This window comes from Moraxella sp. I5G (assembly GCF_055193055.1).
In genome coordinates, this window is the sequence record NZ_JBUXLH010000010.1 from 1 (window position 1) to 13,100 (window position 13,100).

Annotated in this window: 17 protein-coding genes; 4 read left to right on the forward strand and 13 right to left on the reverse strand. The window is 29.0% G+C overall.

Going from position 1 to position 13,100, the window contains the following annotated elements:
* From ACZBKJ_RS06505 to ACZBKJ_RS06515, 3 genes are all read left to right on the forward strand, one after another.
* Positions 1-661 (forward strand): hypothetical protein (locus tag ACZBKJ_RS06505; RefSeq protein ID WP_463200159.1); only part of this gene is annotated, 661 nt, incomplete at its 5' end.
* Positions 662-756: 95 nt separating this feature from the next.
* The gene (locus ACZBKJ_RS06510; RefSeq protein ID WP_463200160.1) at positions 757-1,125 is read left to right on the forward strand and encodes a hypothetical protein; all 369 of its coding nucleotides are present in this window, start codon (positions 757-759) and stop codon (positions 1,123-1,125) included.
* A 7-nt stretch (positions 1,126-1,132) separates the two neighbouring features.
* Positions 1,133-1,684 carry a hypothetical protein gene (locus ACZBKJ_RS06515; protein WP_463200161.1) on the forward strand — a complete coding sequence of 184 codons (552 nt, stop codon included), beginning with the start codon at positions 1,133-1,135 and terminating at the stop codon, positions 1,682-1,684.
* Between the two features lie 32 nt (positions 1,685-1,716).
* On the opposite strand, the gene ACZBKJ_RS06520 is transcribed toward ACZBKJ_RS06515, so the two are convergent.
* The 13 genes from ACZBKJ_RS06520 to ACZBKJ_RS06580 form a co-directional block, all read right to left on the reverse strand.
* Complete coding sequence (locus ACZBKJ_RS06520; RefSeq protein WP_463200162.1) at positions 1,717-2,283, reverse strand: NUDIX domain-containing protein; 567 nt, start codon at positions 2,281-2,283, stop codon at positions 1,717-1,719.
* Complete coding sequence (locus ACZBKJ_RS06525) at positions 2,280-2,486, reverse strand: DUF1317 family protein (protein ID WP_463200163.1); 207 nt, start codon at positions 2,484-2,486, stop codon at positions 2,280-2,282. The genes ACZBKJ_RS06520 and ACZBKJ_RS06525 overlap by 4 nt, the downstream gene beginning before the upstream one ends.
* Positions 2,487-2,497: 11 nt before the next feature.
* Positions 2,498-4,915, reverse strand: coding sequence for a DNA polymerase (locus ACZBKJ_RS06530; RefSeq protein WP_463200164.1), 2,418 nt, complete (start codon positions 4,913-4,915; stop codon positions 2,498-2,500).
* The gene (locus tag ACZBKJ_RS06535) at positions 4,912-5,316 is read right to left on the reverse strand and encodes a hypothetical protein (protein ID WP_463200165.1); all 405 of its coding nucleotides are present in this window, start codon (positions 5,314-5,316) and stop codon (positions 4,912-4,914) included. Before ACZBKJ_RS06535 ends, ACZBKJ_RS06530 begins: the two co-directional genes overlap by 4 nt.
* Positions 5,313-6,455 (reverse strand): ATP-dependent DNA helicase, encoded by a 1,143-nt coding sequence (locus tag ACZBKJ_RS06540; protein ID WP_463200166.1) that lies wholly within the window; start codon positions 6,453-6,455, stop codon positions 5,313-5,315. The genes ACZBKJ_RS06535 and ACZBKJ_RS06540 overlap by 4 nt, the downstream gene beginning before the upstream one ends.
* A 204-nt stretch (positions 6,456-6,659) precedes the next feature.
* The gene (locus ACZBKJ_RS06545) at positions 6,660-7,721 is read right to left on the reverse strand and encodes a vWA domain-containing protein (RefSeq protein WP_463200167.1); all 1,062 of its coding nucleotides are present in this window, start codon (positions 7,719-7,721) and stop codon (positions 6,660-6,662) included.
* Positions 7,715-8,707, reverse strand: a complete 993-nt coding sequence (locus tag ACZBKJ_RS06550; protein WP_463200168.1) for an AAA family ATPase — start codon at positions 8,705-8,707, stop codon at positions 7,715-7,717. Before ACZBKJ_RS06550 ends, ACZBKJ_RS06545 begins: the two co-directional genes overlap by 7 nt.
* A 91-nt stretch (positions 8,708-8,798) precedes the next feature.
* On the reverse strand, positions 8,799-9,998 hold the full coding sequence (locus ACZBKJ_RS06555) for a DNA-directed RNA polymerase (protein WP_463200170.1): 1,200 nt from the start codon (positions 9,996-9,998) through the stop codon (positions 8,799-8,801).
* Between the two features lie 45 nt (positions 9,999-10,043).
* The gene (locus ACZBKJ_RS06560) at positions 10,044-10,211 is read right to left on the reverse strand and encodes a hypothetical protein (protein WP_463200171.1); all 168 of its coding nucleotides are present in this window, start codon (positions 10,209-10,211) and stop codon (positions 10,044-10,046) included.
* The gene (locus ACZBKJ_RS06565) at positions 10,208-11,029 is read right to left on the reverse strand and encodes a hypothetical protein (protein WP_463200172.1); all 822 of its coding nucleotides are present in this window, start codon (positions 11,027-11,029) and stop codon (positions 10,208-10,210) included. Before ACZBKJ_RS06565 ends, ACZBKJ_RS06560 begins: the two co-directional genes overlap by 4 nt.
* Positions 11,030-11,098: 69 nt before the next feature.
* Positions 11,099-11,611, reverse strand: a complete 513-nt coding sequence (locus ACZBKJ_RS06570; protein ID WP_463200174.1) for a macro domain-containing protein — start codon at positions 11,609-11,611, stop codon at positions 11,099-11,101.
* Positions 11,612-11,931: 320 nt separating this feature from the next.
* A complete protein-coding gene (locus ACZBKJ_RS06575) occupies positions 11,932-12,201 on the reverse strand; it encodes a hypothetical protein (protein WP_463200175.1) in 270 nt (89 codons plus the stop codon).
* 297 nt (positions 12,202-12,498) lie between these two features.
* On the reverse strand, positions 12,499-12,669 hold the full coding sequence (locus ACZBKJ_RS06580; protein WP_463200176.1) for a hypothetical protein: 171 nt from the start codon (positions 12,667-12,669) through the stop codon (positions 12,499-12,501).
* 257 nt (positions 12,670-12,926) lie between these two features.
* Here ACZBKJ_RS06580 and ACZBKJ_RS06585 point away from each other — a divergent pair, with 257 nt between their 5' ends.
* Positions 12,927-13,094, forward strand: a complete 168-nt coding sequence (locus tag ACZBKJ_RS06585) for a hypothetical protein (RefSeq protein ID WP_463200177.1) — start codon at positions 12,927-12,929, stop codon at positions 13,092-13,094.
* Positions 13,095-13,100 lie beyond the last annotated feature (6 nt).

The following is a 13,100-nucleotide window of genomic DNA, read 5'->3' on the forward strand; positions in this document are numbered from 1 at the left end:
CAACAGTGAATTTGGATTTGTGTGGGATATACCAGTACCCAATCATATTAAGCATCCAATTGTGGGGATTAGTTTTAAATACGGTGTTGGTTACGCACAGTTATCATTTAAACAAGATAATAAACGTATTGCAAGGGTATTTATTGCAATACATAAAAAAGAGTTTTTAAAACATTATCCGCAATATAGTCATAATAAAAGCCATCAGGATTTACTAATTGATGTATGCACAAAAGAACCATTTAAGATTTTATTTTTTGATATAAACCCGTCAATTAGACAAACAGGATTGGGTCTGGAAATATTTAATAAAAATGGTGAATTAATTTATGACTCAGATTTACCAACACTATCATTTCCGCACGATTTATATAGCAATGCTGATAACTATCGTACTATTATCATCTGTAAAATCTTTTTCCCATTTAGTTATTTTGCGACTACAGGTTCAGCTCAAGCACCTATAAGAGTTGCTTTAGCCAGAAAACACTCTCCATTACTCTTTATGGGTACTAGATTACAATGGACATCTGAAGCAGTTCATTTACTAAACAAGATTGATAAGAATTACTTACCATATTTCCCTGAACACATATTAAATTATTTATTGAGATTTGAAGATTTACATGAATTTAATTCTTGTCTATTAGCTAGTTATTAGTAATAATTTAATCTATGAATCCTTACCATTTGGTAAGGATTTTTTTATTATATCAACCATTTATGCTTATAATGTTTTTATTTTTAGGAGAGATTATGGAACATCATAGTTTATCTTTAGCATGGGGTATAAAAGTGTTTGGGGTTATTATAGGGGCTATATTTGCTTTAACTCTGACAGGTGATATAGATGAAAAACAACGACTACATTTAAATTTATCAGTTATATCTAAACTATCTTTCAGTGCTTTCTTTGGTTTAACTACAGGTGAATTTATTGTAGATAATGCTATTACATGGGAACTCTCTGTAATGGGTCAATCTTTCATTTCTTTAATGATGTCTGTATTTGGTATGTTAGTTGTAGGTATTGTATATCAATCACTATTAATAACATTTCATCGTAAAAAGCTATCAGAAATTGTTGAAGAAGTTAAAACAACATTTAAGAATATCATTAAGTAGGTGTTATATGGTTTATATTGATTGGGTTAAATTAAGAAAACATTTTGGTAAATTAAACCAAAAACAAGTAGATGGTTTTAATCATATTATAGAAAGCACTAATAGTTATAATATAAACGCAGTAAAAACAGCTTATATTTTAGCTACAGCATGGCATGAAACAGCTAAAACCATGCAACCTATAGAAGAGTATGGTAAAGGTCGTGGTAAGCGTTATGGTAAGCATATAGACATCAATGGTACTGTTTATACTGGTTTAAAACATATTTATTATGGTAGGGGATATGTACAACTAACTTGGCTTACTAATTATGTAAAATTAGGTAAGAAACTAAACATAGACTTAGTAAATAAACCAGAATTAGCATTAGACCCTAAGCATGCCAGTGATATTATGTGTATTGGTATGTTAGAAGGTCTATTTACTGGTAAATCATTAAATATGATTAAATCCAGTAAAGATTATGAACAAGCAAGAAAGATTATTAATGGTATGGATAAATCCAGTTTAATTGCTAGTTACGCTAATAAATTTTTAGATTGTTTATCTGAGTCTTAATAAAAAACCCTAGTTATTACTAGGGTTTTATTTTATTTATCTAAATACTTTGCTACTAATTTAGACCATGTTTCAAATTGGTCTAAATTAGCTCTAATACTATCTATAGATAACCATTCTGGATTAATTATTTCATTCTTATCTGGTTTAATCATATCTGGATTATCTAATTCAACCATCATTAATAAACCAATATGAACTTTAGATACATTATCATATTTAGATATAATTAATTTATTTAAGTTTACTGGTTTAATAGATAGTCCTAATTCTTCTTGTAATTCCCTACAAGCAGGTTTGATTACATCTAGGTAGTTTTCTATGTCTTCTGGTTCTATATGCCCACCAAAGCCAATAGAACGCTTACCAAGCAATCTATCTTCCTTACCCTTACGATAATAAGATAAATATTTATCACCACATTTAACAATAATATATGGTAATAACTGTGGAAATTGTTCACCAATATCAAAATATTTAGGTTTTTTACCATCTACAATGGTTCTATCAAACCAATAATGATTACTAGGTAATTCTTCAATATGAATAATACCCACTTCATTTGGTAAATCATTTCTATTTAAACACAATACTTTCATTTAGACACTCTCTGTAAATTGTATTGATATATTTCATTTATTTTACTGGCTAGTAATTCAGCTTGTTTTCTATCTTTAATTACTTTTCCATCTATATTCACCCAACCATTATGTTTAGGTGAATATACTAATTCACCTTTACCTACAATAACATTTTTATCCCCTTCAAATTCTTTGTATTTATGTTTTAGTCTATGAAACATATATTCTCCAATTATGAAAGATTATATAGTGTATCATTAACTAACTGTTTAATCTCTAATTTACTCATATTATTTTTTAAAGTAATTGGATTACTCCAATCAGGGTAATATAAATCTAATTGAGCTGATAATTTTACTGTATCGTGTTTTAATTCCTTTAATTCTTGCCATTGCATACATTTAATTAAATTATCATTTACCCATTTAACAATAGATAAATCATCTTTTATTAAAAGATAAATAGCATCGTGAATTAGTGCTACTGGAAATATGTCTGTAGGATATTTAGCCCATACAAGCTCCATAAATGCGTTTACAGCACGATTAGTTAATAAACCGTAAGATTGTCCACTAATTGCATTACCTAGTGTTCTAGCTTCTTTAGTGGCTTCTTTAGGTGTCTTAGTAGTATCTAATACTGTTTTACTTAATACAGGGGTTCTTATTCTTAAACCAAAAGCACTATCAATATAGCCTTGTTTAGTAGCTAATTGGATTTTATCTTTAACCCAGTTATCTGATTGCTTATACAATTCATGGTAGTTCTTTTCTATTTGTTTGGCTTCTTCTTCACTAAAACCATTGTCCATTAATGTAAGATAAGAACCACCATAAGCTAAAGCAAATGATGGTGCTTTAGATAGTTGTCTTAATTCTGGATATTTAGTTTTAATAGAATTAATGCTCTCTACAGTATCTGTAATATCTGGCATTCTGTCTTTAAAATAGTAATATGCTCTTAAACAATGGCTATCATAACCATCAGTATATACTTTAAGTTTATTTGGGTCTCTAGTTACTAAAGCATTTACATAATCTTCTAGGCTAGAAAAGTCAGCACCAACAAATATAAAACCTCTTGGTGCTTTAAAACATTTTTTAATGACTTTCCCATATACACTATTACTAGGTATATTCTGTAGGTTTGGGCTATTACTAGACATACGACCACTTACTGTACCATTTAAATTAAAGCTACCTTGTAAGTAGTGATGGTTATCTCTTTCAAATGCTTCAAGCATAGCAGGTATATAGGTTGTCAGTATCTTTTTACATTTATTACGCTCTAATAGATGTGTAATAACTGTATGTTTGTCTTTGTATTTCTCTAAAGTAGAACTTGATGTAGATGGTTGTTTACTATCTGTATAATCAGTTATAGGTAAACCAAGCACTTTATATAACAAATGCTGTAAGTGCTTATTACTATTTGCATTAAATGGGTAATCTTTTACTTTATCTAATGTATGTTGCTTGGTTTTAAGTTTAGAATTAATAGATACAAGCTCCAGTAACTGTAAATCTTTTTTAGCTTGTATTACTGCTTTATCAGATATAATCGCTTTATAATGTATATCAAAGATACCTTCTAACTCATCTCTAGCTTTTTTGACTTGGTTTATATCAATCGGTAAACCAATCAATTCCATCTCAATGATTACCTTTAATGAAGGTATCATAAGCTCTTTATAGATAGTTTCTTGATTATCTTTACACATTAGTGGGTAATACTTATCAAAGACAAACCAAGTAGCTAAAGTATCTAATAAGTTGTATTCTAATAGTACAGCATGACAGTTCTGGTTAAAGTCAATCGCATAATTACCTACATATTCATGACTTAGTTCTTTCAAACCAAGTTGATTACCTTGTGTGTTATTAGTAGCTAGATAAGTGATAACTTTAGTATCATGTATCTGTTTACACATGGTTTTTAAGCCATATATCAATCCAAACATATCATGACTATTCTTCATAAAACAGTTGTAGATGATATGTTTTATATCAAAAGTAGCGTTATGATAGATGACAATTCCTTTATACTCTTCAAAGAACTCTTTTATCTTTTTAGTATCATTAACTTTAAATACCATTCCACTGTGTTTATCCCAAGCAAAAGCTATAGACAGTATCTTACTACCTAACTTTAATCCAGTGGTTTCAATATCACAAACAATCATAGGGTATTGATGTAGTCTGTTTAGATTATCATCATAATATGCAGTTTGTATGACATTATCACCAAGATTAGTGTAAGTACCTTTTAAATGGTTATTTAACGTATCTACAGATAAATTCAATCTATCTAACTGGTTTGGATTATATAAACACTGTCTGTAATTTACTCCATAAATTACTTTTAAATGTTCAAATCCCTTCAATTTACAAGGCAATACATACCCTATATGTACATCTGCTTTGGTTTGCTTAGTTAATTTCTTAAATAATTTAGCATCTAATACATACAGTGTATTTATTCCTAAACCAGTAATATAAGGTAGTAATTTATATACATCTATATCATCAGGTAAACCAAAAACAATAGATTCATCTATAGGATAGTACTTTCTTAGTTCAGTATCATCTAAAGCATTTTCTTTAATAAAAATAGCTACACTTGGTGTAGCTGAATACTGTATATGTTTCATAGCTTTTCTAATAACTCCATTTGATTATATATCTGTAAAACTTCTTTTGGTATATCATCATTAGGTTTAATTGGGTTTTTACCCAATACACTCTCTTGTAAACTAGGTGTTAAACATTTTTGTAGTTCTGAATAGTCATAATAAGATTTACTTGCTATGTAATTAAATATAGTATTAACCATTTCTGTATATTTATCTCGTTTTTCAATATAGTCATCTAAAATATGTTTTAAATGTTTCGGTAGTGGTTTATTATCCCCACTACCAAACAATTCACCACCATGTATAAATGCACAACCGTGTTCATTAAGAACTTCTTGTAAAGTTTTATCAATATGTTCTTTATATGGTTTACAAATATACCTGCATACTGTTTTACAGAATACTGTATTACTTTTCATAAATCACCTGTGAAAATTACTTGTTGTTTAGCACGACTAATAGCAACATATAACATTCGTGCTAAATCCAGTGTAGATTTAATATGACTAAAATTTTGTAAATCTATATAAACTTTATTATAAGTGCTACCTTGTGCTTTGTGGGTTGTTACAGCATAAGCAGGTCTAACATCGCAAATATACTTTTCAAAGAAATTCTTACGATAATCTATAATGCTTTGTTGTCCTTTATCTGGGATAAAACCAACAACATCACGATAACCTACAAAGGTTAGTTCTACACCTTTAACACCTGCTAAATAGCCTTGTTCTATGGTATCAATTTCAACAACAGTATCTGTTTTAATACCTTGAAAGTAAGTATTCATTACTAAGGTATCACCTACTTCATAGTGGTCTCTATTCATCTTTTTATTAAATAAAAAAGTGTTATAGGTTTTAACTTTACTGTTAGTAGCACAAATCACTTTATCAGTATCAGCTAAATTCTTAATAGTTTCTTTAAATTCTTTTCTTTCTAAACGTACAAAACTATTTGATTCTTTAATCTTAGGAAAACTATTTCTAATAGGGTCAATAATGTATTCTCTTATCTTACATACATAATCACCTATTTCTTTATTTTCTTGTCTGATTGGTTTGGTTAGTCTAACCAAAGGGAAACCACAATTAAACACAACACTTTCATCATTTACTGGTTTTAACTGTGCTTCATCACCCATAAATATAAACTGACAGTTACTGGTAATAGACTTTATAGTAGAGAATAAACCACTACCAATAAAGCTACATTCATCAATAACAAATAAACAGTCTGAAAATAGTTTTAAGTGATTTGGGATACTTTGTTTAAAATAAATACCGAAATATCTATGTACCGTTAGTACTGGTACACCTAAAGTATCTGCTAATACTTTACATGCTTTATTGGTTGTTGCTAAATAAACAATATTTTTAGGTTTTGTATTACTTAAACCATTTAATAAAGTAATTTTCTTTTTATAATCAGCAATAATATGTCTAATAGTAGTTGTTTTACCACTACCTGCTATACCTGATAAAACTATATAAGGTTCATCAGCTAACAGTAATTTAACTATTTGCTCTTTTGCTTGATTTTGTTCTTCAGTTAGTTTCATAATTTCCCCAGTAACTTTGCTTGTTTTATTCGCAATGCTTGCTCTTTAGCCCATTTGGTAAGGTTAAATGTTTTATTAAGCATAGTGGTGTGGTACTGTAAATCAGATGAATAACTATATACCCAATTACCACTAATATAGGGTACTTGATTGAATATATACCCAGTAGGGTCATCGTAATTACTGACTAACAGTTCTCCAGAATCATCTAGGTAAATCAACATAAATTACTTTTCCATATTTAATTTTAAATGTTGGATTATTAAACACTAACCAAATAACTGGTTTATTTGGTTTAATAACAGTATTAGTATTAAACTCACCATCAGTGATAACAATACAAGCCACAGAATCGCTTGTATTGAACTCTTCAATAGCTACTGATGGTTTTGTACCACCATAACCTTTACATTCAATATAACGCAATTCAGAAGCATTCTTGAGTGTTTTATTTACTTGTATCTTATGGTCAAAAAGAATTAACTGTAATCTGTTTGGTTTAACTTGTTTAAATACCTGTTTTAGTTCATGTATAAATGTATTAAACTGTTTATCTGTAATACTTCCTGATGTATCAATAGCAAAAGTAATCTTAGATAAATCTTGTGAATAAAGAGATGGTAAATATACTGGTAAGAAACGTCTATTAGGTCTATTAAAACTGTATCTATTTTTAGACAGTTCTTGTAAAAACTTTCTTAATACAATTCTCCAATTAACTAAAGGTTTTAATTTAGAATCTAAATACTTTCTTACTTGGCTTGGAATACTATCTGAATAACCACGCATACAGGTGATATGACTAGCTTGGGTAATAATTTCATCAACTGTTTCTTCATCTGGATTTGGGATAATATCTTGATTAAATTCATTGTCATCTTCTTCTGGTAATAGTTCATATATTTCTTCAGTAGATAAACCAGTGTATTGTTCATCGTATAAACCACCATCAGGCATAATAAAGCCTTGTTTAATTAAATATTCATTAATAACATAATCACCTGCTTTGTTATATCTAATTGGGTCTCTTTTTTGGATTCTACTAACATGATGTAATACAACGTGCATTACTTCATGTAGTAATAAGAATATTTGTTCTTGTTGGTTTAATTGTTTAAAGAATTTTTCATTAATTAATATCTGTTTACCATTAGTAGCACCAGTAGGTACACTGGTGCTATAGCTAGTATCTAATTGACTTAATACTGTTCCTAAAAATACTACTCTATTATCTAATAATATTTTAGCTTTAATTTCATCTAGCATAATTTTTCACTCACTTTAGTAAACCAATCATACATATGTTCAATTAAGATATTTACATCATTAGCTTTAATTGTACGCATAGCAATGATTTGTAAATCAATTGGAAATCTTTCAAAGAATGTTTGTAAAGTGTTTGCATTGGTTCTATCTACTTGTTCAGCTACCATTAATAATAATGCCCACTTAGTACCTAATTCATTTGGTAAATCAATTAGTGGATTATCAATAATTTCTTTTAGTGTAGGTAAATCTTTATAGATTTGTGTGTAAGCAATAAATTCATTAGCTACACCATCACCTACTAAACCAGAACAAATAATTTTATTAGGTTCTGCAATAGAAAGGACTTTACTTAACATTTCCCATGTTCTAGGGGAAGCATAAGGTTCTGTACTATCTGGATTAAATGTATATAGTGCTGTTGGTTTAAAATTGATGTATGAGATAATACGCTTATCAATGTCGTTTGTAATAGCCCATTCAACCCAATCATCAATATTTAATTCTAAATTAAAATGAACAAATCTTGAGATTAATGCACTACTCATTGGATTAACAATTGCATTATCTGTCTCTAAGTTCCCAGCAGATACAATTAGGCAGTTATTGTGTAGTTTATGCTGTCCTATTTCTCTATCTAAAACCAGTCTATAAGCACTAGCTTGTACAGATAGGTTACAACTGTTAAATTCATCTAAAAATACTAACCAACCTTTATACCCTGTTGGAATAGGGTCAGACTCAATAGGGAATGTGTCTAATGGTTTATAGGTTGCTTTATTGCCTGTTAATACAGGAAATCCAATTAAGTCTGTTGGTTCTAATTGACTTAAACGTACATCAATTAGTTTAAGATTAAACTTATCAGCAATGTTTTTAACAATACTGGATTTACCCAATGCTGGACTACCTTTGATGAAGGGTACTAATTTACTCTTTAATACAGTAGGTAAAAGTTCTGTAAGCTGTTTTGGTGTAACTTGCATAATTGCTCCTAAAAAAAAAAGGAAACCAAATAAATTGGTTTCCAAAAAAAAAAAACCACAAAGGCGAACGAAGTTCGCCCTGTGGTTATATTTAACAAATAGCATAGTTACTATTTCTTATATATTCTGCAATACTTTCTCCCTTATCAATAGTATCTTCAGAACCATATAATTGATTGCAGATGTCTTCAATTACGGTACTTTCAGATAATTCAGCTAATATCTCTTTATAGTGAAATCTTAATTGATTACAGTGGTTAGCATGACAACCAAAGCTATCATGAATACATACAATGTCAAAAGGTTCATGTGTTAGAACCATTTCAAGAATATGTATGAGTTTATCAATCAATTCTTTAGGTAATTCATTGGCTTTATCTGTAATAGTGTTTAATTCAGTTATATCAGCCATCTGTGTTTTATTCCATCTAATTACGATACCTAAGCTATTATTTACTGTCGGATTAGACACAGATTTAAGAGCTAATAATGCTCTTTTGATTTCCGTTGGATTATAGTTACATCTACGCACTAATGTACGCAATAAGTAACCGTCTATGCTATGAACTACATTAGCAGGATTAGATAAACCATAAGATTTATTCTTTTGTTCTCTAATAATTACATTAGGCATATAATCCCAACTATCTAAATTAATTCTTTTATTTACAGATTCTATTACTGGACAATATACATAATGACCATCAGGTAAATACCAATCATGATAATCTCTTTTAGGATTCCATGAATTTAATAATATATTTAATAATTCATAAGCACCTTTACATTCTGTTTCTAAAGTTTTATAAAAAGCCTTTAATGCTTTTGGATTAGGAAACACTGTTTCTGGTACTACTTTACTGCCGTAGAAGGCTGTCATAACAGCTTCTTTAGCATCTTTTCTTGATACAGTAATACCCTCATTCAAATAGGTGTTCATACGCTCTGTAATAAGCGTATAAGCGTCTTTACGACTATCTGGGTCTATTAGGTTAGTTAGATAACCACCCTTATGACAACGCATTAAAGCACTCATAATTTGTAAACCAGAACAAGTAGCATCTAAAGCCACTATATGACCTATTGGTTTATTGTATGAATTTCTTAATGCTGTTACTGCTTTAGCATATAACAAAGGTTCTTCTGCATTATCTTCTAATGCTTCTAATCTGTTTATATTGGTTTTAACCCAATTAACTCTTTCTTCAAAGGTTAATTTATCTAAACCATAATGATTAGCTATATCAATGGCTAAGTATTGTCTTGGATTAAATGTTTTATTTAAGTGCATAATTAATTTCCTTTAATAAATTAAAACCAGTAAATAAATACTGGTTTATTTAATAATATAATCAGGGTATATATCATCAAATGATATACCAATTCTTTCTAATGCTTGGTTTATAGTTTCATTAGGTTTTAATATACTTACTGAATATCCATTAAGTAATATAATATCTGCTAATAATGAAATATTTTTATAGCTTACAAATTTATAAATCATAAATCACCTTTTACATATTCTGTTACTGCTAATGTTAAACAAGCCTTATCAAAACTTGTACCTTGTGTATTGAAATGATAACCCTTTGAATACACTCTACCTCGTTTATCTACTGCATGTGTGAAATGAAATGACCGTGTATCTAAATACTCAACAAAGTATTCAAATTGTTCTTTAGTGCTTTCATGTTCTTTATCAGTATCTAAACTGCATACTGATAAATCCAGTTTATAAGCTGTTCTATTTAAAGTATTTAATACATCTAGGCTAATACATTTATCATGATAATTTTCTTTATCACCTAGTATTAGTTTTGATGTACTTACTGTTTTTAGTGCAGAAGAATTATTATGTATTAATTTTCTTGGTTTGTAGGTAATTGGTGGTAATACACATTGATGGTATATTCTACTTAATATACTTTCAGGTAATTCTAAACCATGTTTAATTATACGTTTATTATCATGGGTAATATCCCATATAATTAAATCAGTTATATCCATGCAGTGTAATATATCTGCATTGGTTTGTATTGATTGTGCTTTATCCATGTTAGGATACTCAATAGCACAACATACATTGACTAAAGGGATATAATCATCTGCAATTAAAACCAATGTAGTTAATATATTTAATATTAATTCTTGATGGTTTTCTAATTGAGATAATCTGTTATTCTTACTTTCCCAATGGTCAGTGTTACAGTAATCTACTAGGTTATCTGTACATAGATTAATATCATCTATGTAATTATCTAATATATACTGTTTAATATCTTTTTTAATATGTATAGGGTGTAGTAAGTGTTCAATATTCATATACTGTTCCTATCAACAAAATAAAAGAAAACCAGTAAATATAAATTCACTGGTTTATTATCTAGTAGTTTAGTAGGTTACTGCAACAAATCTATCATCTAATATATCTGCTAAGATTGGTTTAACATCAATCCAATTTAATTCACCTGCACCACAACCTGCTCTAGGTAGTATTACCTTTTCCCAGTCATGATTATTAGCTAGTTCTACTAATTCATGTGCTGATTTTTCTATAATAGATATATCAGCTTTACAAGCCCAACCAGCAATAATATCGCCTATGTTAAACTTCATGTGTCTTACATAGTCATCATGCGATGTACATACTTTAGATATTGGTTTCACAGGATAGGAAATTATTGCTGGTCTATTATCTGTTTCTTCATAAATTAGATGTACTTTGTTACCTTCATTAAGGACTAAATTACCTAAATCGTGTGATATATTGGGTATATAACTCTTAATCTGTTTGGCTATACCCCTACCCATAACACACTCACCATTACGCTTAACAAACCCATTGGTTGTTACACATAAGGCATTACAAAACATGGTTAGCATATTACCTTTATCTTCTAACATAATAAACTGTTCCTTTATAAACAAAAACCAAATAAAATAAAAAAAAAAAACCAGCAATTAATTAATCACTGGTTTTTAATTTTATATACTTAGCTCTCTTATTACATATATTTTATACATATAATCATTGTCTTTGTACTTGTTGATGATTTCTTGTTTGTTATGTGCAAATTCATAACAAACGATTCCATTATTAAGCACAACTAAAAATTCTTTTAACTTTTTCATATAAAACCTTATTAATAAATAAATAAATAAACTATTTATACTAAAATAGCAAACATAACCGTATTGCTACAGTTATGTTGCTATTGCTGATGTTACCAATCAAACTCAACTTCAGTTTGAGTGCCTTGCTCACCATGCTCAACTACTTCAAATGACAGTAGTTTAGTTAGGTTAGATAATTGTTCTTCAGTAGCGTTTGCTACTTTGGATTGTATGTTATTATTACCAAACAATCCGATACGTCCTAATGTTCTTAAACCTTGCTTAGTCTGGATGTAGACAATAAGGTCATTAGCTGGTTTCTTACCGTTAGTAGTTTCAGTTTCAGTTTCAGTGAATTGCTTTTGTGTATTACGTGCCATACGTATGTTCCTATATTAAGTTTAGTGATATACAGTTAATTAAATAACTGCCAGTTTAGCTGTATTGCCAAACCTTTTTAGAGAGCGATAACGATAGGAAATACAATTACACCAAACAGTACAGGCTAAAGGAACTGACAAACCAAAATGAAGGGAATTTAAGGAAGTTTTTAAACAAGGAAACGAACCTGTACTGTTTGTAATTGTGTTTGTGTTTGTGTTTGTGTTAAGAAATAAATTATTGTGTATTATTAAATAAATAAAAATACCCTAATCCAAAGGATTAGGGTATTTATTTTATTTAGTTTTTGATTGCTTTTTAATATCATCTCTCCAATTATCAACTTCAGTTTCAATCACTTCAAGTGATTTATCAACGATGTTAAATATTCTGCGAATAGGGTTAAAGATTTGTTTACCGATTACAAATAAGCAAACAATACCAAAGATAAAGATAAGAATATCCATAGTGGACTCCATTAAACGTTATAGCAAAATCGCTATATACAGAGTGATAACGATAGGGAATAAGAATCCTTTTATACAGCTACCATAGGGGGGATAACTTACCAAAGAATGAACAAGACAGTAAGGACTGACTATAAACCTATATTACATACTCTATAAAAAGTTGGATATTTAATATACTTATGTACTCTATTTATACTGGTTTATAGTCTTTAATACACTAAACCAATACAATGTAGTTTTATCTAAGGGTTTTTATGATTGAGTTTCTTGGTTGGTGTGTTGTTGTTTCTTTTTGTTTTGGTACTGGTTTATTTGGTTTATTAATATCTTTTATAATTGGTTTCTTTTACCCTTTAATGTGGATTGTTACAGCTATTCAAGTTGTTATTATTTTTTTGGCTATTTTACATAATAAATATTAAGCAAAC